Here is a 25,300-nt window from a genome sequence, read left to right on the forward strand (position 1 = left end):
TTTCATCGATAATTCCTACCTTTGCATCGTGAAAAATTAGCAAAGTAACGATATGAAGAAAGGATTATTGATTTTGGCAGCAATGACAACCCTGACTGTGACAGCTCAGCAGAAGTGGACACTCAGGGATTGCATTGACTATGCCATGCAGAACAACATCACGCTGAAGCAGTCACAACTGAACAAACAGACGACTACCGAGACGCGCAAACAGTCGCAGGCCGCCCTGTTTCCTTCGCTGTCGGGCTCAACGAACCAGAGCCTTGGCTATAAGCCCTGGCTCAACACGAGCATCTCGACGGTGAACAACGGTACGGTGAACACCAGTGTACACAAGACCTATTATAATGGCACTTATGGTCTTAATGCCTCATGGACCGTATGGAACGGCAACCAGAACCACAACCAGGTGAAGGCCAACAAGCTGAGTGAACAACAAGCCGAGCTCACCGTGGAGCAGACTGCTAACACCATTCAGGAGAAGATTGCCCAGCTATACGTTCAGATACTCTATCAGACAGAAGCTATCGACGTCTGCAGACAAAGTCTGGAAACCAGTCAGAGGAACGAGGAACGCGGGCGCGAGTTGGTTGAGGTCGGCAAGATGTCGAAAGCCGACCTGGCACAGTTGTCTGCCCAGCGTGCCACTGCAGAATACGACCTTGTGCAGGCAGAGAGCACCCTTGCCAACTACAAGCTTCAACTGAAGCAGCAGTTGGAGATTACAGGCGACCAAAGTTTCGACATTGATGTCACGGCAGCCAACGACCAGCAGGCGCTAACCACTATTCCCGCAATGACTGATGTCTATGAGCAGGCGCTGTTGCTACGCCCAGAGATCAAGAACACCGAACTGGCATTGAAAGCCAGCGAGGTACAGCTGAAGATAGCCAAGGCTGGTCATCTGCCAACCATTAGTTTGACAGGAGGGTTTGGTACCAGCACATCATCGAACAACTCAAAGGAATGGGGTCAGCAGGTACAGACCAACTTCGACGCCTCAGCAGGTATTGGCGTAAGCATTCCCATTTTCGACCAGCGAAAGGCCAAGACGGCTGTCAACAAAGCGAACATTCAACGCGAACTGGCGCTGCTGGACCAGCAGGACAAGCAGAAGAAGCTCTACGCCACCATTGAGGGCTTCTGGCTCGACGCCCAGACCAACCAGCAGAAGTTCCGTGCTGCCAGCGCGACCGTAGAGAGCGAACAGCAGAGCTACGACCTGCTGCAGGAACAGTTCAACCTGGGACTGAAGAACAACGTAGAGCTGATGACCGGCAAGACCTCGCTGCTGAAGGCTCAGCAGAACAAGTTGCAGTCGAAGTATCTCACCATTCTCAACCAGCAACTGCTCAGATTCTATCAAGGTGAAACTATGACAATATAAGATATGAAGAACAAGAAAATTTGGATGGGCGTCGGTGCCTTAGCCATCGTAGTCCTCGTTGCCTGGTTACATTCAGGAGGCAAGAAAGAAGAGAAAGTGGAGTTTGAAACAGCCAAGGTGGAGCGTCAGAGCATCCACACCAGTATTACCGCTACAGGAACTATCGAACCCGTGACTTCCGTCACCGTCGGCACACAGGTCAGCGGTATCGTGGCACACCTGTACGTTGACTACAACTCCGTCGTCAAGAAAGGACAGGTCATCGCCGAACTGGACAAGACCAACCTCATCAGCGAACTGAACCGCTCGCGCGCCGACCTGTCGTCGGCACAGAGCACGCTGAACTATCAGCGCGCCAACTACAACAGATACAAGACGCTGTACGAGAAAGGACTGGTCAGCGCCGACGAGTTCGAGAGCAACCGGTTGAACTACGAGAAAGCCCGCCAGTCGGTAGCATCCTCTCAGGAGAGCGTGCGCAAGGCGGAGACCAATCTTGGCTATGCTACCATTACCAGTCCTATTGACGGTGTTGTCCTGTCGAAATCAGTAGAGGAAGGACAGACGGTTGCTGCCTCTTTCAACACCCCGGAACTGTTCACCATCGCCCAGGACCTGACCAATATGCGTGTGATTGCCGATATTGACGAGGCCGACATCGGTGGTGTGAAGGAAGGCCAGCGCGTTTCGTTCACCGTTGACGCTTTCCCCGACGACAAATTCGAAGGCTCGGTGACACAGGTTCGTCAGCAAGCGACCACGTCGAGCAATGTGGTGACCTACGAGGTTGTCATCTCTGCACCCAACAACGACTTGAAACTGAAGCCCGGTCTGACCGCCAACGTCACCATCTTCACCATGGAGAAGGACAACATCTTGGCACTTCCCTCGAAAGCGCTGCGCTTCACCCCCAACGAGGCGCTCTTGAAGGGTGATCAGCAGATTGCCGACGTGGAAGCTCCCGCCAAGGTATGGACCCTGGAGGGCAACACCTTCAAGGCTCACCGCGTGGAGACTGGTGTCAGCAATGGCATGATGACGGAAATTGTGAGCGGTGTCAAAGAGGGCACTGAGATTCTCGTCGACTTCAACATCAGCGGTGGCGAGGCTCCTCAGCAGAACCAGGCCAGCAATCCCTTCATGCCGCGTCCGCGAAACAACCGACAGAACAACCAACAAAAGAAATAAGACTCATGGATGACAGAAAAGTAGTGATAGAACTGCAGGACGTCAAGCGATACTTCCAGGTCGGTTCTGAAACGGTGAAGGCGCTGCGCGGTGTGTCGTTCAAGATATACGAAGGTGAGTTCGTCACCATTCAGGGCACCTCCGGATCGGGCAAGTCGACACTGCTCAACCAGTTGGGTTGTTTGGACACGCCTACCTCGGGTGAGTATTTCCTCGACGGCATCTCCGTGCGTTCCATGTCGAAGACGCAGCGTGCCCGTCTGCGCAACCGCAAGATTGGCTTCGTCTTCCAGAACTACAACCTGCTGGCTAAGACAACAGCGGTGGAGAATGTGGAACTGCCTCTGATGTACAACTCGGAGGTGTCGGCTGCCGAGCGCCGGCAAAAGGCTATCAAGGCACTGCAAGCCGTAGGACTGGGTGACCGTCTGCAGCACAAGTCCAACCAGATGTCCGGTGGTCAGATGCAGCGTGTGGCTATAGCCCGTGCACTGGTCAACGACCCTGCCGTGCTGTTGGCCGACGAGGCAACGGGTAACCTCGACACGCGCACCTCGTTCGAGATGCTGGTACTATTCCAGGAACTATACCACCAAGGCCACACCATCATCTTCGTGACGCACAACCCCGAGATTGCTGAATACAGCAGTCGCAACATCAACTTGCGCGACGGAAAGATTCGCGAGGACACCATCAACACCAACATCAAGTCGGCAGCTGAAGCGCTGGCCAAGCTACCCGCCCCAGTAGATGATTAGGAAAGACCCTCCCCCACCCCCTCCCTGTGAGGGAGGGGAGTAGATGGTAAGAGAGTTGATATTAAAGAGATAATATAATTAATGAATAATCAATAAAAAGGAGCCCCCAAAGTAATTACGCCCCTCCCTCACAGGGAGGGGACGGGGGAGAGTCTTTATGAATATTACAAACCTATTTAAAGTAAGCATCAAGGCTGTTGCCAACAACAAGATGCGCTCGTTCCTGTCGATGCTCGGTATCATCATCGGTGTGGCTGCGGTCATTATCATGATGGCAATCGGTCAAGGCTCGAAGGAGAGCATCCGCAAGGAACTGTCTACCATGGGCACCAACCTGCTGACCATCCGTCCGGGAGCTGACATGCGAGGCGGTGTGCGTCAGGACCCGTCGGCCATGCAGACGCTGAAGATGGCTGACTACGAGCGCATCCTCCGCGAAAAGAAATTCGTCACGAAGGTATCGCCTGAGGTGACCTCCAGCGGACAAGCCATCTACGGCAACAACAATACCACCAGTTCGATGTACGGCGAGTCTACGGACTACCTGGACATCAAGCAGTGGACGATAGAAGACGGCGAGTGCTTCACCGACGAAGACATCAAGAAAGCCGCCAAGGTGTGCGTCATCGGAAAGACGGTAGCCAAGGAACTCTTCGGCGAGGATGCTGACCCTGTGGGTAAGACCATCCGATTCAAGAGCATCCCCATCCGCGTCATCGGCGTGCTCAAGGCAAAGGGCTACAACTCGTGGGGCATGGACCAGGACAATGTCATCATTGCTCCCTACACCACCGTTATGAAGCGCATTGCTGCCCAGACGTGGTTCTCAAGTATCGTCTGCTCGGCTATCACCGAGGAACTGTCGGATGCCGCCATTGAGGAACTGACGCAGATGTTGCGTGACAACCACAAGTTGAAAGGCGAGGCCGTAGACGACTTCACCATCCGCTCACAGGCAGAGATGATGGAGACGATGTCGTCGACTATGGACACGGTGACCATCATCCTCGTTGTGGCTGCTGCCTTCTCGCTGCTCGTGGCAGGCATCGGCATCATGAACATTATGCTGGTATCGGTGACGGAGCGCACCAAGGAGATCGGACTGCGCATGGCTGTAGGTGCCACAGGTCCTGTCATCTCGCTGCAGTTCCTCATCGAGTCGGTGCTCATCAGTGTCACTGGCGGACTGCTGGGCGTCATGGTGGGCGTTGGTGTCAGCACCTTCCTCTCGTCTTTCGGCATGCCGAGCAGCGTACCCGCATGGAGCATCTATGTCTCGTTCCTCGTCTGTGTGTTCATCGGCATGCTCTTCGGCTACATTCCTGCCCAAAAGGCTGCCAATATGGACCCAATAGAAGCTATCCGTCATGAATAAGCGCATCGAGCTACTGATACACGCCGCCGTTTGGGCGGTCCTGTTCCTGTTGCCCCTGACCTTCCTCAGTCGCGGGGGCAGCATCAACGTGACCCACTACCTCATGATATGCATGAGTACCGTCTTGATGATGGTTGTCTTCTATGCAGACTACCTGTGGCTCACACCGCGCTATTTCGCTACGGGCAGACATCGCTACTATTGGTTGAGTAACATCGTCATGGTCGTGGCACTGGGAGTCGTCATGCACTACTGGATGGCGTTCACCCACAGTCTGTTCGACACGGGCGCCCGCATGCATCGCTATGAGCCTTCGGTCATCGACACGCTGCTGTTCATCCTTCGCGACGTCTTCAACCTCACCATTGCTGCCGCCATTGCTACGGCGCTCGCCCTCGCCATGCGATGGCAGAAGGCGGAAGCGGCACGACGGGATGCTGAGACGGCAAGGGCACAGGCTGAGCTGAGCAACCTGCGCTCGCAAATCAACCCGCACTTCCTGCTGAACACGCTAAATAACATCTACGCGCTGACGGCTTTCGACACGGCAAAAGCTCAGGAGGTCATCCAGGAACTGTCACGGATGCTGCGCCATATCCTCTACGACTACCAGCAGCCCATGGTGGCGCTGAAAGATGAGGTGGCATTCATTGAAGACTATGTCAAACTGATGCGCATCCGCATTCCAGAGTCGGTAGACATCACGGCACAGTTCTCCATTCCCAACCCACAGACGGAGGTGGCTCCGATGCTGTTCATCTCGCTGGTGGAGAATGCCTTCAAGCACGGCATCAGTCCCACGGAGCCCTCATATATCCACATCCGCATCGAGGCCGACGAGCACCGCATCACCTGCGACATTGAGAACACCAACCACCCCAAGACCGCACAGGACCACAGCGGACACGGCGTGGGACTGCAACAGGTGGAGCGCCGCCTGGAACTGGCCTATCCCGGACGCTACCAATGGGAACGCAACCTCAGCGACGACGGAAAAGTATATCACTCTAAAATCACAATACAATCATGACCATCAACTGCGCAATTATCGACGACGAGCCGCTGGCTGCCGGACTGCTCAAGAGCTATGCCGAGAAGACACCCTTCCTCCATCTCACTGGCACCTACGGCTCAGCTATCGAGGCCATGCGGGAACTCCGCGAACACCCCGTACAACTGCTGTTCCTCGATATCCAGATGCCCGAACTCTCAGGTACCGAGTTTGCCAAGATTCTGCCCAAGGAGACCAAGGTCATCTTCACCACAGCCTTCCAGCAATACGCCATCGAAGGCTATAAGGTGTCCGCACTCGACTACCTGCTAAAGCCGATTTCCTACGACGACTTCCTGCGAGCCGCCAACAAGGCACTCGACACCTTCAACACCGCACAGCGGCAACAGGCGTGCGAGCACGACCGCTTCATCTTCGTCAAAAGCGAATACAAACTGGTAAGGGTTTCCCTCGACGACATTCTCTACATCGAAGGTCTCAAGGACTATGTGCGCATCTATCTGCAAGACGGACAGAAGCTGATGTCACTCATGAGCATGAAGAAACTGGAGGAATACCTTCCGCGTCCGGAATTCCTGCGCACACACCGCAGCTACATCGTCCACATGTCGCGCGTAGAGCAGATAGACCGTTTCCGCATCGTGTTCGGCTCCGAGTTCCTGCCCATCTCCGACTCTTACAAGGACGACGTGATGGAATACTTCGACCAGCACACGCTGGTGTAGTCATCCCCCGTCGTATCAGTCCTCATATTCCGTCGTGTCGTCGATGCCTGCCAATGCAAAAGCCTCACGACGCTCCACACAGGTGCCACACTTTCCACAGTGCTTGGCACCTCCTTTGTAACACGACCACGTCTCCGCATAGTTAATGCCCAGCGCCTTGCCTCTGGCTGCAATGTCAGCCTTGGTGATATTGGTATAGGGCGAGCGCAGACGGACGTTCACGAAGGTGCCTGCTGCGGCGGCCTCGTCGAACGCCTTGACAAACGCCGGCGTACAGTCCGGATAAATCGTGTGGTCGCCTCCGTGATTAGCCATCATCACGTATTTCAACCCGTTCGACTCCGCAATACCCACGGCAATCGAGAGCATGATACCATTGCGGAAAGGCACCACCGTCGACTTCATGTTCTCGTCGGCATAATGTCCCTCGGGAATCTCTTCCCCACCCTCCAGCAACGAACTGACAAAGTACTTTGTCATAAAGTCCAAGGGTATCGTGATATGCCTGATGCCCAACCGCTCGCAATGCAACCGCGCAAACGGAATCTCCCGAGCATTATGCTTCGAACCATAGTCAAACGAGATGGCCAGTGCTATGCGCTCCTGCTCATCATACAACAGCGTGACGGAATCCACGCCACCGCTTAATATCAATACCGAATCTTTTTCCATATCACTTCTATACGTTTGGGGTTACAAAGGTAGTGCAAATTTTCTATTAAGCGTGGAGGAAAGCCAAAGATTTTTGAGATTTGTTATAATTCTTGTCTGAAAACCTATAAATCTTGTCCTGGAACCAATAAATCTTATCGCGACACAGAGGGTCTCTGTCCCCGCGCGCAGGAAACCTCTACATAAAATACTCAATAAGCGAAGCCAAGTGGCCTCGCTTATTCTGTTCGGTAAATTGGAATTTACCTAATCTCTCACTTGTGAAAACAGCCACTTTATTCTTTTTGTCGAAAAAGCATTGTCACACGCATTGCGATGTTTCTGCCCAAACAGAACGTCAAACTTTACGTTTCCTCCTGCTTTGCGGATTTCTGTAGTTAACCATTTCAGGGCATTATAACTCCTTTCTTCCGAGCCTACAGTCACATATAAAAGGGTGTCCGTATAGTCAGAAGGCTTTTCATGTTGGGCCTGACCTGAAGCGATTAAAGCAGCTGCAAATAGTTTGGGATTATCCTTCAAGATTTTCCATGTGCCACATGCACCCATAGATGCGCCGCATATATAAATCCTGTTCATATCAATATCTTTTGTCTTCAGATAAAAGGTTATCAAATCCACCACTTTGTCTGTGTAGCCAGAATTGCCGTTCCGTCCGTCCCACTCATAGTCCTCTGGACATTGTGGAACAAGAAAGTAGGCTGGAATAGCGTTCTTCCGTAGGTATTTGTCTATCTCTTGGACACCAGCCTGAGACAGTTGCTTCTGATTGTCGTTTCCACTGGCATGTCTGCCATGAAGGTAGATGACCAAAGGAATCTTGCCCTTTACGTCATTACAGAAAACCAATTCTTGATAGAGCAGCCCATTATGCTCCATCGGCTTGAAATCCTGAGCCATTGCAAAATGACTAATGACAAGGGCTGTGAGTAATACTATATATCTTTTCATAACTGAGGCGTAAATTCCGATTTAACAGTTTCGTTAATTAGAAGCAAGGGTACGAGGATTTTCTGGTGTTCACTTATTTGGGTCAATAAAACTAATGCGCAGGTCGAATTTTACGCGCACAGCTTTTCCGTTGAGTGTTCCTGGAGTCCATTTCGGCATCTTGCGAATGACGCGGGCACCCTCTTTTGCAAACAATAGGGCAAACTGTTTTTTCAATTCCTTTTGACGGCTTTCGGCTTCCTGTGAGAACTTGGTCGTGTTGAAACGCTCAATTTTGCAATCGTGGGCTGAGATGTTAGACAAAGAGCCGTCCACACCAACGACAAATGTCATTACAACACTTCCCTCCACGCCATAATCAGCTGCGGCATCAGGGTATCTCAGATTCTTAGAAAGAAAATTTGCGAGCGCCTTTTGCCCACCTTTGAACTCCGGATTAGTTCTGTCAGCAGGAACAGTAACAGCGCTATCTGTGTGCATAACAGTAATGTCTTGTGCCATCATTCCCAATGAGATGGTAGCCAGTGAAATAGTTAAAAATAATCTTCTCATAATTCTTGTATTGTTTGCTTTGTGATAATTCCCGATTTATCTGTCTGCAAAGGTACAAATTTTCAACGGATTCTCCTTCAAAAGCTGTGTCAAACTTGCTTTTCTTAGACACAGAGGGTCCCGCCGTGTCCTTTATGGACCCTATTGTGTCACATAGCTCTCCCCTATTTTTTCTAAAAACGAGTAAAAAATGGGGGAATTCTTGTAGATGTAGAGAAAAATTTATAACTTTGCATTGTGATTCTGAAAAGAGTCGCCCGTAAAGGTGCACTTAGCTGTGCTTAATTGGGAACTGGAGTGAAAATCTCCGACTGTCCCGCAGCAGTGAACTCCATTATGGCTCCTAAGCATTAACGCCATTAAGTTTTGCTTAATCGTGTTTTCGCCATTGGGCATTTGCCCGAGAAGGCGCTTGGGAGTGGAGGAAAGTCTGAAGACCAGCCTTTTTCGGTAATACGCCAAACGACCCTCGATGTAAGGGCGTGAGGTACAATAAACATTTTTGTGGGATTATGAAACATGAATCAATCGTCGTCGTGTACGACAGCTGTCAGGCTATCGCTGAAGAGATAGCCGACAAGTTGGGTGCTGAGACCGTCAGCGTCCAAAGTATGAACGTCAGGCAGATCGAGAACAGCCAGAGTCTCGTCCTTGCCATCGAGTTTCAGGATGGTGGAAATCTGTCACCCCACTGGCAGTATGCCAGTCAACTATTCCGTGGCGCCAGTCTGAGTGGCAAGAACCTCGCTGTGATGGTAGCACTCGGCAATAGACACGACAATAGCATCTACGCCGAAGCTTTCTGTAGTGAGCTTAGGAAGAACGGAGCGCATATCGTTGGCAACTATCTCTATGCAGATGCTCCGACGCACAATCTCAATCACCCGACCTCTGGTCGCTCTGACACTTTAGAGAATTGGATCTGTGCCATTTCACCTAACTTATAAAACATTACCGTTATGCAGTACATATTCATCGTAACCCTCGAATTCGTCGTGACTTTTGCTGGCGTAGCCCTGCTCATCAGGTACTATAACCACAAGTCATAGGCTGTTAACCTCTGTTTTTTTCAGCTCTCCCCTATTTTTTCTCAAAACGAGTAAAAAATGGGGGAATTCTTGTAGATGTAGAGAAAAATTTATAACTTTGCATGGAAATATTTTACTAACCCACGCTTATGAAGCACGCAGGACATAGGGCTTATAAGGCTGTGAGCTAGCAATAACTAAAAAAATGGCAAAGAAGAAATCAATAGAGAGTCCAGAACCAGTCACAAATTGTGGCCAGTCCGTAGATGCGGTCGAAAATTTCGACCGCAGAAACATAAATATCGAAAGTTTTATCCGCACCATTCGTGGCCAAAAGGTAATGGTTGACTTCGACTTGGCCATGCTCTATGGGGTTCAGAACAAACGTCTTAATGAGCAGGTAAAACGTAATATAAAGCGTTTCCCAGATGATTTTATGTTCCAGCTTACCAAAGAGGAGTGGAACATCTTGAAGTCGCAAATTGCGACCGCAAAACAATCTGATAATCAATCGAATGGAATCTTGAAGTCGCAAATTGCGACATCAAGTTGGGGAGGAACAAGAAAACTCCCTTATGCTTTCACGCGCGAAGGTATAGGCATGCTGAGTAGCGTGCTGGGCTCTGATACGGCCATAGAAATGAATATCCGTATCATGCGAGTGTTTACTGCTGCCCATCAAATCATGGAGAACAATGCTTTAATGTTTCAAAAGGTCCTTCATATAGAACAGCATCAGTTGGAAACTGACGAGAAGATAGAGCATATCCTCACAAAGATGAACGATGATTCGTCTAAACTCTTGCCAGAGCAGATTTTTAAGACGGGTTGCGTATGGGATGCATGGTCATATATGTCAGAGTTGGTGAGAAGTGCTCAGCAAAGGATTGAGTTGATTGACAACTTTGTTGATGATCGCGTGCTTTCATTGTTGATAAAACGCGGAAAGGGTGTTTCGGCCACTATACACTCACGCTTTACAAAGGACTTCCTGACCGATTTGGAGAAGCACAATACGCAATATGAGGAAGTGAAGTTCGTGCAGTTGCCACACAAGAACCATGATCGTTTCCTTATTATCGATGATACAGTCTATCTGCTTGGCGCAAGTGTGAAAGACATGGGTAATGGGCTGTGTGCTGTCACGAAACTGACAGCAACACCAGAAACGGTACTGGGACTGTTGAATAGAAACTTGTGAAGTATAAAGTACAATTGAGTACAAAAAGTAGAGACTTATGGATATCCAAAAAGTATCAGACAGAAAAGAAGCAGCACGGCAATTTGTAAAAAATTGGATGAACCGTGGACATGAAATAGAGGACTACCAAGAATTTTGGGAGGACTTGCTTGAAGACGTATTTGGTGTGCCCAAAGCAAGAAAAGAAATACTGCCTCAACAAAAAGTCAAAGTAGCAAAATCGACAAAAAGGATGGATATCCTTTTAAAAACATCAAAGGTTGTTATTGAGCAAAAAAACCGTGGAGTTGATCTTGAGAAGGAAGAAAAAACTAAAGGAGGTTCTCCCATTGAGCAAGTGCAGTTCTACCATGAGAAAATGGACAAAGATAAATCTGGGCGTTATGCTATTGCATGCAACTTTTCTGAGTTTAAGATATGGGACTCATATAATAAAAATGCGGAGATTAAAACTATTAAATTAGAAGAGCTGCCAAAAAGATGGAAAGAGCTCAGATTTCTTGTTGAGCCGTATAAACCCGAAGGCTATGTCGACCCTAACCGAGAAGAGAAAGTAGCCAGTAGAGCAAGTGAATATATTCAAAACCTGTACAACGCTATCTTTGATAGCAAGCAAAAATGGACTAAGCAAGAATTACAATGGCTCAATATGTTTTGTGTACGTGCTGTTTTCTGTTTATATGCTGAAGATGCAGGTTTGTTTGGAGATGAACAATTTAGCCTTTTCATAGAAAAGACGCCTGCTGATGAAATGAGTGATAGATTTGATGCATTATTTGTTTGGCTAGATAGTAATGACAAAGAAAGAAAAAATTTATCTGCATTTGTAGGGAAAACAATCCGAAACTTTCCGTGGGTAAATGGCGGTTTATTTGATAAAAAGGTAGATTACAAGACACCAGAAATAAACGAAGCAGCACGAAACATACTTCTAAATGCTGATAATTTGAAGATGGATAATGGGGAAATTTTTAGTTGGGAAGAAATTTCACCGACAAACTTTGGCTGCATTTTTGAGAGTACTGTTGATATGAAAGTACGTGATTCTGGTGGTATGCATTACACAACCCCTGAGAACATCAGGCGTGCAATAAATCCATTATTCTTAGAAGATTTAACAACAGAGTTGAATGAAATAATAAAATATCCTATTGAAACAGAAGGAGATAAAGATGTAAAGTATTCAGCACTCGAGAACTATCGCAAGAAACTTTCAGGCCTTCGTTTTCTTGACCCAGCATGTGGAAGTGGTAACTTCCTCACAGAAACTTATAAAGCTCTGCATCAGCTGGAACTTCAGGCGATAGAATCAGAATTAAAATTCAGGCATGGCCTGAGGTTTGGTAATGAGAACCCATGTTATGTAAGAATGGGACAATTTTTTGGGATTGAGATTGACCATTTCGCAGCATCGGTTGCCCGTGCATCTTTGTGGATAGCTGATTGCCAATTGTTGAAAGAAACAAAAATGAAATTAAATTGCAATCCGGATATACTTCCTTTGGAGAAAAATAACAATATCCAATGTGCAGATGCACTTTATACAGATTGGAATGAAGTTTTAAAACGAAAGAGGTCAACTCCAATTTTTATTATAGGGAATCCTCCATTTAAAGGAGCTCGAGGAGGAAATGATACACCAGAAGAGAAAGAGCAGAAGAAACTTGCGATGAAAGCTGTCATGAGCGAATTGGACAAGAATGGACACCCTGTTTGGAATCATGTCGGAGACCTTGACTTCGTATGCGCATGGTATGCAAAGGCGGCTCAATATATGCAAGGATTTCCTTTAATCCAGGCTGCTCTGGTGTCAACAAATAGTATTGTGCAAGGTGAACACGCTGTAAATCTATGGAAACCCTTAATGCAGTATTATGGTGTAAACATATCATTCGCTTGGAGAACATTTAAATGGTTTAACGAAGCAAAGAAAAAAGCACAAGTTTCATGTGTGATAATTGGATTCTATTGTTCAAGGCGTGCAAACACTCAAACTTGTGTGATATTTAAGGAAAATGAATCACCGAAATTGTGCCAACGTATAAATAATTATTTGATATCGGGTGATTCGCTATTTTTAAATGTTAATAGAAAGAAACCTGTATGTGATGTGCCAATTATTGGGATTGGCAATAAACCAATAGATGGAGGTAATTATTTGTTTACAAAGGAACAAAAGGATGCTTTTATCGCCATTGAGCCACTTAGTGCTTCCTATTTTCATAAATGGTATGGGGCAGATGAATTCTTATCTGGAATTCCTCGTTATTGTTTGTGGTTAGGTGATTGTGAACCTGATGAAATTGATAGAATGCCTCATTGCAAGAAGAGGGTTGAAGCTGTGGTAAAAAAAAGACTTGAAAGCGATAGCGAACAAACGAGGTTGCTCGCCTCAAAACCAACACGTTTCCATGTTGAAAACATGCCTGAATCAGACTACCTAATTATACCAGAGGTTTCATCTGAACGGCGTAAATACATCCCCTTTGGTTACATGACTCCTGATATTATGTGTAGTAATAAGGTTCGGCTAATGACTAATGTTACGCCATTCCATTTTGGAATATTGTCATCTAGAGTACATATGGCATGGGTAAGGTTGGTTTGTGGTCGATTAGAAGATAGACTAGATTATTCTATTGAAATAGTTTATAATAATTTCCCATGGCCCGATAATGTACAGGAATCAATAAAAGAAAAAATAGTAAAGTCTGCTCAAGGTATAATTACAGCACGAAATAATCATCCTAATAGCAGCCTTAAACAATTGTACGAATATGAGCGAGGACTTACGCCTCCGGATTTAACTGACGCTCATGACGCTAATGATAAGGCTGTATTTGCAGCTTATGCGTATCTTGGTATCCGTCCTAATATGTCAGATGAAGAAATTGCAATGATTCTTCTTCGTGAGAGTGTACGTTTGGCTAAGTTGGCTGATAATAAGAAAAGAACCAGAAGGGTGAGTAAGAGAAAAAATATAAATCAAAAATAATACAAAAAATCATAGGGACAGGTTTGTCAACTGATGACTGATGAAAAATATTATTAAACTAAACAATAATAACGCTATGAAACAACTGAAGATTTGGAGCATGATGATTATTATGGTATTACCATTTTTATTTGCTTGCTCATCTAATAATAAAAAAGCAGAAGAGCTTAATATGACGGAAGATCCAAAACCCAAACCTAAAAAATAGTTATGGCAGATAATAAGAATCAAAGAGAATTACCAAAGGTAAAAGTACAACCAGAGCCTACAATTCCACCAAAAAGGAAATAGGTACTTAAAGTTAACAACAAGCTTACTAATGTAATAAAATAATATGTTATGGAAAAGAACATAAGATACATTTGTCTTTTTTTGACAATTTTGTTAATGTCAGCATGTAAATCAGATTTTGACAAATATTGGGATATTCGAAGTAATGCATCTAATGCTACTATAACGGAATTGAATACTCCTGAAGGATTCCGATTTGATATGAACAAAGACGAATGGAATGAAGCGCTCAACCATTTAAATCCGAAAGAATATGGCTATGAGACATATTACGAATGGAAATTTGGCAATAACACGTATGCTGGCGAAATCTATAAAGTTAGATTTAATGAAGGGAAATTATGCTACTATGAAATATGGATTAAGGGAAAGGTTTACAAAAGCAAACTTGTAAAACTTACTTCCAACGATATAGACAATATTCGTTCATATTATAAAGAAAAATTGAAGGACAAGTCAGACTATGTGTGTTCGTCCGAAATTCATTATTCATTCAACACGCATGTTTGGGTAAAAGAAAATCTAATTCTTGAACTGTTATGTCCGACTGAGAGTAGTTCCCCTTTGATGATTCAATGCATGAACCAACCAGTTTGGGCTTCAGTAGAGGATGAAGAAAGGGAAACATCTTCTTACTCATCTCCAACAACGATTCCAACAGCTGAGGTTAAAAATAACAAGTGGAATGGTGGTGTTAAGCAGGTTGAAGATTATTTAGAGCGAACTCTTCGAGACCCAGACAGTTACGAAAGCATAGAATGGAGCGAAGTCAAACGAAAAGAAGATGGATTCTATGTTCGACACAAATACAAGGCAAAGAATGGTTTTGGAGGTAATGTCGTAACAAATCAACTATTCCATTTGGATTTCAGTGGTAATGTCATAGACGTTAAAGACCTATATTAAATTAGTATAGATGAAAGCAATTCTGCAAGGTATTCTCACTATAGGATTAATTGCCTTTGTTGTGTGGGCTCTTGTCAGTGGCGCCGGTTCATTATTGTTATTATTCGGAGCTTATGCGTATTTGTTTATTATGAAGCATGGTCGCTAATAAAAATTGTTGATTGAAACATCTTATCAAGATTGACAACGTAATATATAAACCCACTGATTTTCAATAGTGATATTGATTATCAGTGGGTTTGTTGTTCCCAAAATGTTCCCAAAGCTACTTTTGCTGTTGAAAGAGACTGGTCAGTCAGTGATAAATAAAAAAAGTAAAACATAGTGCTTAGTCGGAATTTTTTCTTACCTTTGCACAAACAATAATTAAAATTGCGGAAATAAGAGCCAGAGGTTTTTCGGATTTCCCCTTCGAACTGCAACTTCAAAACGAAATCCACGAAGACGAAGGCCGCTTGCTCACGATCATAGAGACGTGGGCTGTGGTGGTATTCGACAACGTGGAGGCTGTTGCAGGCCGAAGGGGATTGTCATATCATTGGGAGTTCACGTCTTTTTTATTTCCAACAAACAAACAGAAAGATGAGACAGAACCTAATGTATAAGGCTTACGTATGGCTGATAACAACCATACGCGACAACGGACCTATGACGCTTAGTGATATTAATGTCCTATGGATAAAGGATAAGGTAAATGAGGGAGTTGGACTGGATCGTAGCAAGTTTTTCAGATATAGGAACGAAATAGAAGAGATTTTCCATGTCACTATAGAATACAACAACAAACACGGCTATTATATCAAGAATCCAGAGATATTCAGGAAGGATAGTATTGAGAACTGGATGTTATCCACATTGGCTGTAAACTATGCTATCGGTGAATGTACGGACATCAAGGACAGAATTGGCGTTGAGAATATTCCGTCGTCGGAAAGATTCTTGAAAGACATCGTCCAAGTCATGAAAAAAAACCAGATACTGCACATCAGTTATCAGGCATACGGAAGGGACAGGGTGAGCCACTATTCGGTTCAGCCTTATTTCCTGAAGTTGTATCATCAGCGGTGGTATCTGATAGGACCTTCTGATTCAAGACCAGTGATTACCTTGGCTCTTGACAGGATGAAACGGGTGCGGAATACAGGCTTGGAATTTCTGATGGACAGTTCGCTGACGGTGACGGATTATCTGAAAGACTGTTACGGAGTGATGAAAGACGAGACTTTGGAAGTGGAGGATATCCTTATCAGGGCTTTTGGAACGGAGGTGAACTATCTGCGCGACTTGCCTCTTCATGGAAGCCAGCGAGAAGTGAAGCAGGGTGAAGACTGGGCTGACTTCAGATTCAAGCTGCGCCCTTCGTGGGATTTTATTGGGAAACTGATGGAGCGTGGAGACAGGCTGAAGGTGTTGGAACCGGAGTCTGTAGTGGCTAAAATATGGACGAAACATGCCGAAAGTGTTAAACTTTACAAAGAAAATGAAGAAAGTGGAGAGGTGTAGGCGTTTTTTGCAACACCCCCTATATTACTTTTGTGGGAAAATTTGTAAACAATAACAACAAAACCACAAAATGAAAAAAATTACTGAAGAACTGCCTGGCAGTCAACGTTGGGTCACTAAGAAAATAGGTGACCCGAAAATCAAAAAAAGCGCAAGAAAATTAATCCGAAAGATGAATCGTAAACGGCGTTTTGTCCATGTGAACAACCTATATATTAATGTTCAGGATTTATGCGAAGGAAATGTATATCTTACTTTGAATATCTTGAACAAATATACAGGGGAAATCAAGTCAATAAACGTGAATAGTCCAGGAAATATCGTTGGTAAGGAAATAAAGATATAAGTTATGGCAGAAAATAATGACGGATTTACTATCAATGTAAATAGTCCCGGGAACTTCATTGCAAAAGAGATTACTTTTAACGGACCCGTGAATATAGGTGGTTCTACGGAACAGGGTGGCTATTCTGACGAACAGGTAGCACAGGCTATTATAGCGATTAATGGTACGGGGAAAATCCTTAATTCAAAGCAGAAATGGGCTGGCGTCTATTGGTGTTTGCGGTGGTACTGTAACTATCCGTCAAATGTAACGGACTTTTGTGAAAAAGTAAAAGACCTGTCTTTAAGTGAATTGGAGTACCCATGTGATCAGAACAATTTCCGGAGAATTGCTTCTATGTCTTTTATGAATGAGAATCCACGATATATGGATAAAATAAAGCCAAGCAACTCTGAGAAAGAGTATTTTATCCAATGCAGAGAAGTTGTTTTTGCATTGCTTACTGAGTTGGGAAAAGCCGTACTTCCAAAGGTAAAGATTTAGCAGCAATTACCAAATCATTACCAAATCATTACCAAATCGCTCCAGCACTGCTGGGGCTTTTTTTTTGTTTTTACTTTCGCACCCAGAAAGCGCTTTCAACAAGTAATAACAAGTAAGAACAAAAAAGAAAAAGTTATGGAAGTAAACAACAAGTATCAGATTGGTCAGAAGGTTTTCTTTCTGAACAATGGTAAGGCGAAATGTGACGAGGTGAAGAACATTACTTTCTTCGTGTACAAGGATTCTATGAGTATCATGTATGGCTTTCAGAAGGATTCACTGAACAAGTATGAGAGCGAGGTGTTCGCGACGCAGGAGGACTTGAAGACTTCAATATTTGAAGAGAGTTAAGAAATGAACCGCAGATTACGCAGATTATACAGATTTCTCTTAACTCTAACCTCTAACCACTCACCACTAAAAAAAAAGTTATGATTGCAAAGAATAATATTTTTAATATCCGGAAGGGCCCTAAGGCTTGGAAGGGTGAGACGGGAGCCAACAAGGGCTTCGTGGAGTTTGAGTCGCGTGAGTATGGCATACGGGCATGGATCGTACTGATGCGCACGTATCGGCAGAAGCACCGCTGTGCCACGGTACGTGCCATCATCACGCGCTTTGCACCGCCCAGTGAGAACAACACGCAGGCGTATATCAAATATTGTCGGGAGCGGGTGTACAAGTCGGAGACGACGTGGCTCAGCACGACAGCGGATTACGTTCGCCTGGGCTGTGCTATGGCGCAGATGGAAACGGGTACGGTGCTCACGGCGCATGAGATTTACGAAACGATGAGAAAATTCGGAGTGAATTTTCTCAGAGGTGAGAAATAAGAGTTAAGAATTGAAGAATTGAAGAATTGAAGAGTTCTTGGCAGAGCCAAGCGAGCGGAGCTCGAGCGAAGAATTAAGAAAATATGATTTAGAATATGAGCGGCGAAGAAATATTGCGACGGCTGGGAAATAGATGGGTGTTTGAATGCGCCAACCGGCTAATAATGGACGAGGGATTGGAGCGCAAGCATGCGTTCGAGCAGGCTGCAAAGGCCTTTCATCTGCTGGAGCAGTTGGGCAAAGGCGAAGTGCGGTTTGAGTATCTGAAAACGAACGGGGAGTTGCGACAGGCGCGTGGCACGCTGTGTCACGGCATCAGCGAGGCGTTCGACAACTATGCGTATAAGGACAGGCCTGACGTTGGGCAGAGGGACTACGGCATCATCGTGTATTTCGACCTTGATAAAGAGGAGTTCCGGAGCTTACACGTAAGAAACCTAGTAGTGATGATTAAAGAATATGGAGAACGAATTTGAAGTAACGGTAAGGCAGACGCTGACGAAGACGACGAGCGTGTTTACGGACGCTGTGCATGAGTGCGTGGAGCGCGACTACGACGCAACGACGGGACGCTATGAGTATTCGTCGTCTGTTGAGCCGGACTGTGACCTGGAAGAGTTGTTTGCGGAGCAGCAGCGGTCACCACTGGAGATTATCCGGTGTTGCGAGCAGATCTGCAAGCAGCTGTTGAGCGAGGGCCGGCGAAGGTGTGCGAAAGTAGACTTAGCCGACTTGCGCATCGACTGTGAGAATTGGGAAGAAGTTAAGAATTGAAGAATTGAAGAGTTGAAGGATTGAAGAATTGAAGTAATAGACCGCAGATTACGCAGATTATACAGATTTCTCTCACCTCTAAATCTGAGCGAAGCGCGCTCGACCTTTGGTCGCTTTCTTGAATGTACAAGCGTCTCCTTCGTCGCCGAGCGGCTCGCAAAGAATTTCATTTTTAATCTTTAATATTTAATTTAAAAAGTGAACAAGAAAAATTTGACGGAAGCGCAGATGCAGGAGCTGCTGATGCGCATGAAAAAGAATTACACTTACGATGCTGCCACTGGCAGGCTGACCAGCAGCCGCTATGGGCGGGCGATAAGGGGTAAGAAGCGTGGTAGACGGGGTTACTTATGCGTGCTTTGCAGTTTGGACAAGCGACAGGTTTTTGTTCTTCTGCACCATACCGTCTGGGCGCTCTGCAAGGGCTGTTGGCCTACGCAGCAGATTGACCACATCAACGGCGACAAGCATGACAACCGCATAGAGAACCTGCGGGAAGTGAGCGGCAGTGAGAACAATCTGAATATGCTGTACCCGTGGAAGCCGAATGCGAAAACGGGGTTGCCGGGGGTGGCACCTAATCATGCTGGTTTTAAAATAAAAAGCCATCAAAAATATTTTTTCCTTTATAACCCCTATGAGGCTTTTTTCCACTTGACATTAATTGGTAGAAGATTTAAATAAATATTTTTACATGATGAAAGAAATGAAGACAGCAAGTACACAAGGACTTTTGTGTCGTTTGAAGAAGGCTCTGAAGGGCCTTGAAAGTCAGTGCGAGCGCAGGGCGGCACTGAGACGATTGAAACACTACATCGCACTTCTGGAGAATGTGCAACAGATGCCATTGTTGACGAGGCTTTCCTATTGGGAGTGCGCTTACGTGGTGTTCGAATTCCTATACCGCAACAAGCAGTTGGATAGAACGGTCGGCAAGCTGGACACCGAGGTGAAACAGATATTGGATAGTGTGATACGTGAACTTTGGAACGATGATGAACATTGATGAGATGAAGCGCAGCATCGGTCATCTGCTGGATGACAGGGGGCTGACAACGGACTACAAGGAGCCGTCGGTCCGTCTGCTGCTGTACCACCTGTACGTCGCCATGGACATCTACCGCTACATGACTTCCTCGGAGAAGAACAAGGCGGGATTCTGGTACCGCATATTCAAGAATTCATATCGCCTCACAGGCTTCTTAAAAGAGCGAAAAAGAAAAAGAGACAAAGAAAAATCCCCCCTGCACCCCTCTTATAAAGAAAGAGAGACGGAGGTGAAAGAAAAAGACGAGAAACAAACAGAACAGAACACCGCCACAGGCGATGCAGTTCTTGAAGGTTTTCGGAAAGAGTGCCTGCGGCATGTGGGACAGTACGGTCAGGAGCTTGTAGAGGATTTCTACTATCATTGGAAGCAGGTGGACAAAAAGACCGGCAAGCGGCTTTTCGAAGGAAAGCGTTGCTTCGACATCGACAGTCAACTGCGAGCATGGTCGAAAAGCGAATATACGTTATCCAAGGAGACCGCCGCCCTTCGTCTGGCAAAGGCCAAAGGCAAGCAGCAGAAGGAGCCGGAGCTGACTGCTGAGCGTGACGACAACAACGCACGGCTGGAGCAGGAGATAGCGGAACGGAAAGCCAGTGCTGTCAGTTACGAAGAATACTTGAAAATGAAGGAGAGAAATGAAAGCAATGCTGAAATCGGAACTGGCACGTGAGGCTGGAGTCAGCGTACGGACATTCAACCGATGGTGCAAACCCTACCACAAAGAGCTCGTCAAGATGGGTTGGAAGCCCCGAATGAAGCTGATGCCGCCTAAAATCGTTGCCTTTTTAACTGACAAATTCTGCATTTAAGTGACAAAAACGGACAGAAACTGACAGAAACGGACAACGCACTTGCACAATGTAGTAATTTTGCAATTGGAATTAAGAAAGAGCCGTGGAGAATTCCGGATAATCCATGAGTAATTTCGAATAGTCCAAAAGTATTTTCAAATACTCCAAAAGTAACAACGAGAAAATTAAAAATTAAATTTTAAGAATTATGGCATTAGAATTGAATTTGACCAAGAACACCAACGACGCCATTCAGGGTACGTTGGGTAAGTACTACGCTCGCGTAGAGTATAAGGGAACCATGGGTTTGCGCGAACTCGCCAACCATATGCACCACCACAACACGGCCTTCTCGAAGGGTATCATCACTGGTGTGCTGAACGACATGGTGGACTGCATCAAGGAACTGGCGCTGCTGGGCTACGTGGTGAAGATTGACGACCTCGGCCTTTTCAAGGTGTCGGTGGACGCCAACGGTCTGACGCTGGAGCAGGGTGCGAAGGTCTCTGCCGGTCGTGGTGCTCAGCGCACCGAGGAAGAGCTGCGTGAGAACATCGCTGCACAGCAGTTTGCCGTGGGTGCCGTGAAGTTCATCATGCAGGCTACTGGTGAGACGACCATCGAGAAGATGAACCGCGATGCCTCCTTGGCCTTCACCTCGAAGACCAAGGCGTTGGTCAAGAGCCTCACGGGTTCGGAATCTACCGACGGGAACGATAACGGGAACGGGAACGATAACCCTAACCTTAACCCTAACGATAACGGGAACGGGAACGATAACGTTAACCCTAACCCTAACCCTAACGATAACCAGGGCGGCGGCGACAGCGGTAGCATCGTAGACGGCGTGGACGAAGGGTAAGTGAAGAATTGAAGAATTGAAGAATTGAAGAATTGAAGAATTGAAGGCTGCGATTAAGCGAGAGCAGAACCAAGCTTGCTTGGGTTTTGCCGAGCGTGAGCAGGCTCGATGTGAAACATCAAGAATTGAATCTTTAATATTTAATCTATGAAGAATCAGAAGTGGAAGATGATTTTGCAGTTCGTGGTTAATATACTGACAGCTTTCCTGACGGCACTGGGTACAACCAGTTGCATGGGGCACGGACCTTTTTAAGAGGTAAGAGTGAGGAGGTCCCGCTGACTGGGTTTTGCTGGTCGGCGGGACTTTTTTCTTCCTGTACAGCATGGCTATTTACACTTTTCAATAACTTTTGGCAGTCAAAAACTACACTTTTCAACAACTTTTGGCAGTCAAAAACTACACTTTTCAATAAGGTTTAGTGCTGTATTTAATATTTATAGTGGGTCAACTTCTATGTTATTGCCTTTTTTATGTCAAAAGTTTGCATCATTCCAAACAAATGAGTATATTTGCAATCGGAAAGCCTCGTGGTAAGATATTGTAATAATAACTAATCAGGAATATAAGATGATGAATACTAATCGCTACTTACTTTTTTTTGTTGGTCTGGTAGTCAGTTTTTCGTTGTTTCTGACGGCTTGTACGAACGACAGCATTGCCGCTGCTGACAATGGTGGGGGCAATGGTGAGTTCGACCCGATGGTCGATCAATTGCAGGTAAAAGTTACTGCCGACGTGCCTACCGCTGTGCTGAGTTCGTTCGATAATGCGTCGATGGGTGGCGCACTAGTGCGCCGCCTGAGTCAGACGACGAGCGAAATAACACCTGAGACGAAGATGGTGCTCATCAAGGGCGAGGACATTCTGAATCGCCCGTATACCGAGTGGTTGGAGGCCGCTAAGATTTACCTTCGTGGCGGCTATATCGCCGTTGAGAAACCCCACAATGCCCATCTAGTGAAAATGATGGAGCAGTTGGCTGACAAAATGGCGCAGGCTGAGGACGAACTGATGCTGGGCAACGGCATTACTATTGTGCGCCCAGCTATTGCCAATACGGCAACGAGGTCGGATGTGGCAGCTCGCTTTAGGGCTCGTATCGCCAACATCGAGGAAAGGGCACAACGGCGCGCTGCCGACGAGAAAGAGGCCGTAGCCGAACTGGTCATCTTTGCCAATAACAGTTATTATAGCTGTGCCCCTATTGGCGAGAAAAACATCATCACCCGAATTACAGATAAGAACGGTAATGTGACAACCAAGACAGAGAGCGTCACTGAGGAATATACGATTCACGAAATGGGCTTGCAGGCAGACGGTGCCGCCCAGTGGCTGAACCATCGCGACGAGGACCAGCAGGAACACCGAGCCTCTCGCCGTGCCAACGGCAACGATGCCATCAACGACCTGATGAGTGCCGACGAGGAGTTTCATTATCAAAGGGAACTTGCTGCTTTGGTGCAAGTGGCCAGCGATTACTACACTCGTTGTTGGGAAAACAGAGAGGTTCGTGGCAATGCAAACAATGAAATCATCCGTGTATGGGGTGTCCACAATATAGACACCAATACAGATTATTATTTCGTAGAACAGGATATTGTGGCATCAGTCGGCGGCAAGCAGGACGACCGCTTCAACTCTGTCAAAACCCTTTATCATGGTCCTTATGAAAAGGACAAATATGATCCGGTAGGTGAATTCGGGCACTCAAATAGTGATGGTTCTGTTAAGTATTATAACCAGCTTTATGGTGCTTGGTTTGGCGGAGCCAATTGCAGTATGAATCTCTCGGGCAGCGGCACCGTTCGGTTGGAAGATGCCTTGCCTGCGACAGACAATAGCGGAGGCACCAAAACTATCTCTGTAGGTTCATTTGAGGCAACCACTACCACCATCGGCGGTACCATTACACCAGGTTTCTCTCAAAAAATGGGTGCAAGCTTCAATGCGAGTGCAACTTTTACACGGGGCTATACAGAAGGCAAGGCTTTTATGATGGGCACCACTGTGAACTACGCCGACCTGACCTGCCAGAAGAATACCGACGGCACGAAGGTAGCATGGACCTACGGCTGCGGTCCCAACATGCTGGAAGGCGACGACTGGAGACAACATCCCCTGGCTCCCGATGCACTCGTTAACGACGTGGACATCAACAACCAGGCTTGCTGGTCGGTGGCCAATCCCGAGGGCAACTATACCCTAAATGTCGAACAGGAGACAATGATGTCTACGCTGTTAGCCTGCGACGAGGATGAACTTGAGAAACAAGATTTGGATGATGCTGAACCAGGCGATAAAATAATCTTGAGCAAAAGCGTGAAAGACAAACCGCTGGCGTACACACTCACACTGCTTGTGCCCAACCGCTCTAAGCAGATATGGAACATGGACGTGACCTTCCCCGAGATTACCCAGGACGGCTATAACGGTGTGAAGCCTCAACTGACAGAAGCCCTGAAGAACCAGTTCCCCAGCGTCTATCAGCCAGAGCTCATCTTGGCAGACCAGACCCCAGAGAGCGAGAACATCATCAAGCAGATAGTGTCAGCATCAAAGAACCTGCTGATGGATCCAAACGCCCTGCAGACGCTGCGCGAATATGCGCTGACCTACAAGATTAGCGAGTTTACCATTAAGTGGTATTGTGCGGGAACAAATCATAACACCTATCAGCTGACCATCAAAGCTGAGGGCGACCCCGACCCAGGCAAGGAAATCACACGCGACCCTGTTGACCTCTCCAAACTTACTGCCGACTACATGGCTCAAGACGGCGACGTGCTGACGGGCACGCTTGGCGGCAACTACAAGATTTCCGTAGCCCATGGTGCCGTCGTTACGCTGGACGGAGTGACCATCAATGGCACAAACGACGAGGCATACAACTGGGCAGGCATCTCATGTCAGGGCAATGCCATCCTTGTGCTGGCTGACGGCTCAAAGAATGTGGTCAAGGGATTCAATGAAGCTAAGCCAGGCATCCATGTTCCTGAAGCCTGCACACTGGTCATTCAAGGCAGTACAGGCACTCTTGATGCCAGCAGCAACGGAAAAGGCTGTGGAATAGGCAGCGGTACTAGCGGAAACGGAAACTGTGGTAACATCGAAATTCAAGGTGGTGTCATTACAGCAACAGGAGGATCATATTGTGCTGGAATCGGTGCTGGAGACCAGCATGACTGCGGAAACATCCTGATTAGTGGTGGCATGGTTACCGCTACTGGCGGTTATTCTGGTGCTGGTATTGGCGGTGCTCATTCTATGACCGGTAATTATTCTTCCTGTGGTTCGATTACCATTACTGGGGGCACCGTTATAGCTACAGGTGGCGATTTTGGTGCAGGAATAGGCAGCGGATATGGTGGAAGCGTGAGTGACATAACGTTGAGTGGTGGCACTATCACCGCTGTAGCTGGTAAACATGAAAATTATGGGACACTTATGGATGCTATTGGCAATGGGAATGACGGCTCCTGTGGCAATATCACCATCACGAAAGGTGTCACCAGCGTGACAGTTACAGGTGATATTGGTGGTGCTGCCGGACATGCCACTGGCACTGTCACCATCGAGGAAGGTGCCAACGTTATCCGTCAATGATACTGATAAA

At 46.6% G+C, this 25,300-nt stretch carries 29 protein-coding genes and 1 riboswitch; of the genes, 26 read left to right on the plus strand and 3 right to left on the minus strand.

Annotation, left to right across the window (positions count from 1 at the left end; translation table 11 throughout):
- Nucleotides 1-52: 52 nt before the first annotated feature.
- The 6 genes from BLU47_RS03940 to BLU47_RS03965 all read left to right on the plus strand — a co-directional run bounded on the left by BLU47_RS03940 (nucleotide 53) and on the right by BLU47_RS03965 (nucleotide 6,445).
- The gene (locus BLU47_RS03940; protein ID WP_091958703.1) at nucleotides 53-1,387 is read left to right on the plus strand and encodes a TolC family protein; all 1,335 of its coding nucleotides are present in this window, start codon (nucleotides 53-55) and stop codon (nucleotides 1,385-1,387) included.
- Nucleotides 1,388-1,390: 3 nt separating this feature from the next.
- Nucleotides 1,391-2,575, plus strand: a complete 1,185-nt coding sequence (locus tag BLU47_RS03945) for an efflux RND transporter periplasmic adaptor subunit (protein ID WP_091958706.1) — start codon at nucleotides 1,391-1,393, stop codon at nucleotides 2,573-2,575.
- A 5-nt stretch (nucleotides 2,576-2,580) separates the two neighbouring features.
- Complete coding sequence (locus BLU47_RS03950; RefSeq protein ID WP_091958709.1) at nucleotides 2,581-3,333, plus strand: ABC transporter ATP-binding protein; 753 nt, start codon at nucleotides 2,581-2,583, stop codon at nucleotides 3,331-3,333.
- Between the two features lie 157 nt (nucleotides 3,334-3,490).
- Nucleotides 3,491-4,708 (plus strand): ABC transporter permease, encoded by a 1,218-nt coding sequence (locus BLU47_RS03955; RefSeq protein ID WP_091958712.1) that lies wholly within the window; start codon nucleotides 3,491-3,493, stop codon nucleotides 4,706-4,708.
- A complete protein-coding gene (locus BLU47_RS03960; RefSeq protein ID WP_255402085.1) occupies nucleotides 4,701-5,738 on the plus strand; it encodes a sensor histidine kinase in 1,038 nt (345 codons plus the stop codon). The genes BLU47_RS03955 and BLU47_RS03960 overlap by 8 nt, the downstream gene beginning before the upstream one ends.
- Nucleotides 5,735-6,445: a LytR/AlgR family response regulator transcription factor gene (locus BLU47_RS03965; RefSeq protein ID WP_091958715.1), complete on the plus strand. Its 711-nt coding sequence runs from the start codon at nucleotides 5,735-5,737 to the stop codon at nucleotides 6,443-6,445. The genes BLU47_RS03960 and BLU47_RS03965 overlap by 4 nt, the downstream gene beginning before the upstream one ends.
- A 15-nt stretch (nucleotides 6,446-6,460) precedes the next feature.
- On the opposite strand, the gene queC is transcribed toward BLU47_RS03965, so the two are convergent.
- The 3 genes from queC to BLU47_RS03980 form a co-directional block, all read right to left on the minus strand.
- Nucleotides 6,461-7,117 carry a 7-cyano-7-deazaguanine synthase QueC gene (gene queC / locus BLU47_RS03970; protein ID WP_091958721.1) on the minus strand — a complete coding sequence of 219 codons (657 nt, stop codon included), beginning with the start codon at nucleotides 7,115-7,117 and terminating at the stop codon, nucleotides 6,461-6,463.
- A 246-nt stretch (nucleotides 7,118-7,363) separates the two neighbouring features.
- Complete coding sequence (locus tag BLU47_RS03975; RefSeq protein ID WP_143025451.1) at nucleotides 7,364-8,068, minus strand: carboxylesterase family protein; 705 nt, start codon at nucleotides 8,066-8,068, stop codon at nucleotides 7,364-7,366.
- A gap of 69 nt (nucleotides 8,069-8,137) precedes the next feature.
- Nucleotides 8,138-8,620, minus strand: coding sequence for an energy transducer TonB (locus BLU47_RS03980; RefSeq protein ID WP_143025452.1), 483 nt, complete (start codon nucleotides 8,618-8,620; stop codon nucleotides 8,138-8,140).
- A gap of 246 nt (nucleotides 8,621-8,866) precedes the next feature.
- Nucleotides 8,867-9,081: riboswitch (cobalamin riboswitch) on the plus strand.
- Between the two features lie 51 nt (nucleotides 9,082-9,132).
- Here BLU47_RS03980 and BLU47_RS03985 point away from each other — a divergent pair.
- From BLU47_RS03985 to BLU47_RS04060, 20 genes are all read left to right on the plus strand, one after another.
- Complete coding sequence (locus BLU47_RS03985) at nucleotides 9,133-9,567, plus strand: flavodoxin family protein (protein WP_091958729.1); 435 nt, start codon at nucleotides 9,133-9,135, stop codon at nucleotides 9,565-9,567.
- Between the two features lie 286 nt (nucleotides 9,568-9,853).
- Nucleotides 9,854-10,849: an ORF6N domain-containing protein gene (locus BLU47_RS03990; RefSeq protein WP_091958732.1), complete on the plus strand. Its 996-nt coding sequence runs from the start codon at nucleotides 9,854-9,856 to the stop codon at nucleotides 10,847-10,849.
- Nucleotides 10,850-10,886: 37 nt separating this feature from the next.
- On the plus strand, nucleotides 10,887-13,844 hold the full coding sequence (locus tag BLU47_RS03995; RefSeq protein WP_091958735.1) for a DNA methyltransferase: 2,958 nt from the start codon (nucleotides 10,887-10,889) through the stop codon (nucleotides 13,842-13,844).
- A gap of 76 nt (nucleotides 13,845-13,920) precedes the next feature.
- Complete coding sequence (locus BLU47_RS15095; protein WP_255402086.1) at nucleotides 13,921-14,052, plus strand: hypothetical protein; 132 nt, start codon at nucleotides 13,921-13,923, stop codon at nucleotides 14,050-14,052.
- A 131-nt stretch (nucleotides 14,053-14,183) separates the two neighbouring features.
- Nucleotides 14,184-15,041 (plus strand): hypothetical protein, encoded by an 858-nt coding sequence (locus BLU47_RS04000; RefSeq protein WP_143025453.1) that lies wholly within the window; start codon nucleotides 14,184-14,186, stop codon nucleotides 15,039-15,041.
- 10 nt (nucleotides 15,042-15,051) lie between these two features.
- Nucleotides 15,052-15,189, plus strand: a complete 138-nt coding sequence (locus BLU47_RS14690) for a hypothetical protein (RefSeq protein ID WP_176780444.1) — start codon at nucleotides 15,052-15,054, stop codon at nucleotides 15,187-15,189.
- A gap of 434 nt (nucleotides 15,190-15,623) precedes the next feature.
- Nucleotides 15,624-16,544 (plus strand): helix-turn-helix transcriptional regulator, encoded by a 921-nt coding sequence (locus BLU47_RS04005; protein WP_091958741.1) that lies wholly within the window; start codon nucleotides 15,624-15,626, stop codon nucleotides 16,542-16,544.
- A 70-nt stretch (nucleotides 16,545-16,614) separates the two neighbouring features.
- Nucleotides 16,615-16,890, plus strand: a complete 276-nt coding sequence (locus tag BLU47_RS04010; RefSeq protein WP_091958744.1) for a hypothetical protein — start codon at nucleotides 16,615-16,617, stop codon at nucleotides 16,888-16,890.
- Between the two features lie 3 nt (nucleotides 16,891-16,893).
- Nucleotides 16,894-17,373 (plus strand): hypothetical protein, encoded by a 480-nt coding sequence (locus tag BLU47_RS04015; protein ID WP_091958747.1) that lies wholly within the window; start codon nucleotides 16,894-16,896, stop codon nucleotides 17,371-17,373.
- A gap of 135 nt (nucleotides 17,374-17,508) precedes the next feature.
- Nucleotides 17,509-17,724 carry a hypothetical protein gene (locus BLU47_RS04020; RefSeq protein WP_091958751.1) on the plus strand — a complete coding sequence of 72 codons (216 nt, stop codon included), beginning with the start codon at nucleotides 17,509-17,511 and terminating at the stop codon, nucleotides 17,722-17,724.
- An 80-nt stretch (nucleotides 17,725-17,804) separates the two neighbouring features.
- Nucleotides 17,805-18,206, plus strand: coding sequence for a hypothetical protein (locus BLU47_RS04025; RefSeq protein WP_091958753.1), 402 nt, complete (start codon nucleotides 17,805-17,807; stop codon nucleotides 18,204-18,206).
- Between the two features lie 113 nt (nucleotides 18,207-18,319).
- Complete coding sequence (locus BLU47_RS04030; protein ID WP_143025454.1) at nucleotides 18,320-18,682, plus strand: SH3 beta-barrel fold-containing protein; 363 nt, start codon at nucleotides 18,320-18,322, stop codon at nucleotides 18,680-18,682.
- A complete protein-coding gene (locus BLU47_RS04035) occupies nucleotides 18,666-18,980 on the plus strand; it encodes a hypothetical protein (RefSeq protein WP_091958758.1) in 315 nt (104 codons plus the stop codon). Before BLU47_RS04030 ends, BLU47_RS04035 begins: the two co-directional genes overlap by 17 nt.
- 198 nt (nucleotides 18,981-19,178) lie before the next feature.
- The gene (locus tag BLU47_RS04040; RefSeq protein ID WP_218131533.1) at nucleotides 19,179-19,664 is read left to right on the plus strand and encodes an HNH endonuclease signature motif containing protein; all 486 of its coding nucleotides are present in this window, start codon (nucleotides 19,179-19,181) and stop codon (nucleotides 19,662-19,664) included.
- Nucleotides 19,665-19,686: 22 nt separating this feature from the next.
- Nucleotides 19,687-19,986, plus strand: coding sequence for a protein kinase family protein (locus BLU47_RS04045; protein WP_143025455.1), 300 nt, complete (start codon nucleotides 19,687-19,689; stop codon nucleotides 19,984-19,986).
- Nucleotides 19,973-20,701: a hypothetical protein gene (locus BLU47_RS04050; protein WP_091958765.1), complete on the plus strand. Its 729-nt coding sequence runs from the start codon at nucleotides 19,973-19,975 to the stop codon at nucleotides 20,699-20,701. The genes BLU47_RS04045 and BLU47_RS04050 overlap by 14 nt, the downstream gene beginning before the upstream one ends.
- Nucleotides 20,667-20,840: a DUF4248 domain-containing protein gene (locus tag BLU47_RS14485; protein ID WP_143025456.1), complete on the plus strand. Its 174-nt coding sequence runs from the start codon at nucleotides 20,667-20,669 to the stop codon at nucleotides 20,838-20,840. Before BLU47_RS04050 ends, BLU47_RS14485 begins: the two co-directional genes overlap by 35 nt.
- A 190-nt stretch (nucleotides 20,841-21,030) precedes the next feature.
- On the plus strand, nucleotides 21,031-21,684 hold the full coding sequence (locus tag BLU47_RS04055) for an HU family DNA-binding protein (RefSeq protein ID WP_091958767.1): 654 nt from the start codon (nucleotides 21,031-21,033) through the stop codon (nucleotides 21,682-21,684).
- Nucleotides 21,685-21,831: 147 nt separating this feature from the next.
- The gene (locus BLU47_RS14695; protein WP_176780445.1) at nucleotides 21,832-21,939 is read left to right on the plus strand and encodes a smalltalk protein; all 108 of its coding nucleotides are present in this window, start codon (nucleotides 21,832-21,834) and stop codon (nucleotides 21,937-21,939) included.
- A 315-nt stretch (nucleotides 21,940-22,254) separates the two neighbouring features.
- Nucleotides 22,255-25,290, plus strand: coding sequence for a hypothetical protein (locus BLU47_RS04060; protein WP_091958770.1), 3,036 nt, complete (start codon nucleotides 22,255-22,257; stop codon nucleotides 25,288-25,290).
- Nucleotides 25,291-25,300: the final 10 nt, after the last annotated feature.

Source organism: Prevotella sp. tc2-28, from assembly GCF_900107705.1.
Classification (GTDB): Bacteria; Bacteroidota; Bacteroidia; order Bacteroidales; family Bacteroidaceae; genus Prevotella.

Coding starts and splice junctions, on each gene's coding strand:
- BLU47_RS03940 (WP_091958703.1), top strand. CDS start 53: ATGAAGAAAGGATTATTGATTTTGGCAGCAATGACAACCCTGACTGTG.
- BLU47_RS03945 (WP_091958706.1), top strand. CDS start 1,391: ATGAAGAACAAGAAAATTTGGATGGGCGTCGGTGCCTTAGCCATCGTA.
- BLU47_RS03950 (WP_091958709.1), top strand. CDS start 2,581: ATGGATGACAGAAAAGTAGTGATAGAACTGCAGGACGTCAAGCGATAC.
- BLU47_RS03955 (WP_091958712.1), top strand. CDS start 3,491: ATGAATATTACAAACCTATTTAAAGTAAGCATCAAGGCTGTTGCCAAC.
- BLU47_RS03960 (WP_255402085.1), top strand. CDS start 4,701: ATGAATAAGCGCATCGAGCTACTGATACACGCCGCCGTTTGGGCGGTC.
- BLU47_RS03965 (WP_091958715.1), top strand. CDS start 5,735: ATGACCATCAACTGCGCAATTATCGACGACGAGCCGCTGGCTGCCGGA.
- queC (WP_091958721.1), bottom strand. CDS start 7,117: ATGGAAAAAGATTCGGTATTGATATTAAGCGGTGGCGTGGATTCCGTC.
- BLU47_RS03975 (WP_143025451.1), bottom strand. CDS start 8,068: ATGAAAAGATATATAGTATTACTCACAGCCCTTGTCATTAGTCATTTT.
- BLU47_RS03980 (WP_143025452.1), bottom strand. CDS start 8,620: ATGAGAAGATTATTTTTAACTATTTCACTGGCTACCATCTCATTGGGA.
- BLU47_RS03985 (WP_091958729.1), top strand. CDS start 9,133: ATGAAACATGAATCAATCGTCGTCGTGTACGACAGCTGTCAGGCTATC.
- BLU47_RS03990 (WP_091958732.1), top strand. CDS start 9,854: ATGGCAAAGAAGAAATCAATAGAGAGTCCAGAACCAGTCACAAATTGT.
- BLU47_RS03995 (WP_091958735.1), top strand. CDS start 10,887: ATGGATATCCAAAAAGTATCAGACAGAAAAGAAGCAGCACGGCAATTT.
- BLU47_RS15095 (WP_255402086.1), top strand. CDS start 13,921: ATGAAACAACTGAAGATTTGGAGCATGATGATTATTATGGTATTACCA.
- BLU47_RS04000 (WP_143025453.1), top strand. CDS start 14,184: ATGGAAAAGAACATAAGATACATTTGTCTTTTTTTGACAATTTTGTTA.
- BLU47_RS14690 (WP_176780444.1), top strand. CDS start 15,052: ATGAAAGCAATTCTGCAAGGTATTCTCACTATAGGATTAATTGCCTTT.
- BLU47_RS04005 (WP_091958741.1), top strand. CDS start 15,624: ATGAGACAGAACCTAATGTATAAGGCTTACGTATGGCTGATAACAACC.
- BLU47_RS04010 (WP_091958744.1), top strand. CDS start 16,615: ATGAAAAAAATTACTGAAGAACTGCCTGGCAGTCAACGTTGGGTCACT.
- BLU47_RS04015 (WP_091958747.1), top strand. CDS start 16,894: ATGGCAGAAAATAATGACGGATTTACTATCAATGTAAATAGTCCCGGG.
- BLU47_RS04020 (WP_091958751.1), top strand. CDS start 17,509: ATGGAAGTAAACAACAAGTATCAGATTGGTCAGAAGGTTTTCTTTCTG.
- BLU47_RS04025 (WP_091958753.1), top strand. CDS start 17,805: ATGATTGCAAAGAATAATATTTTTAATATCCGGAAGGGCCCTAAGGCT.
- BLU47_RS04035 (WP_091958758.1), top strand. CDS start 18,666: ATGGAGAACGAATTTGAAGTAACGGTAAGGCAGACGCTGACGAAGACG.
- BLU47_RS04045 (WP_143025455.1), top strand. CDS start 19,687: ATGAAGACAGCAAGTACACAAGGACTTTTGTGTCGTTTGAAGAAGGCT.
- BLU47_RS04050 (WP_091958765.1), top strand. CDS start 19,973: ATGATGAACATTGATGAGATGAAGCGCAGCATCGGTCATCTGCTGGAT.
- BLU47_RS14485 (WP_143025456.1), top strand. CDS start 20,667: ATGAAAGCAATGCTGAAATCGGAACTGGCACGTGAGGCTGGAGTCAGC.
- BLU47_RS04055 (WP_091958767.1), top strand. CDS start 21,031: ATGGCATTAGAATTGAATTTGACCAAGAACACCAACGACGCCATTCAG.
- BLU47_RS14695 (WP_176780445.1), top strand. CDS start 21,832: ATGAAGAATCAGAAGTGGAAGATGATTTTGCAGTTCGTGGTTAATATA.
- BLU47_RS04060 (WP_091958770.1), top strand. CDS start 22,255: ATGATGAATACTAATCGCTACTTACTTTTTTTTGTTGGTCTGGTAGTC.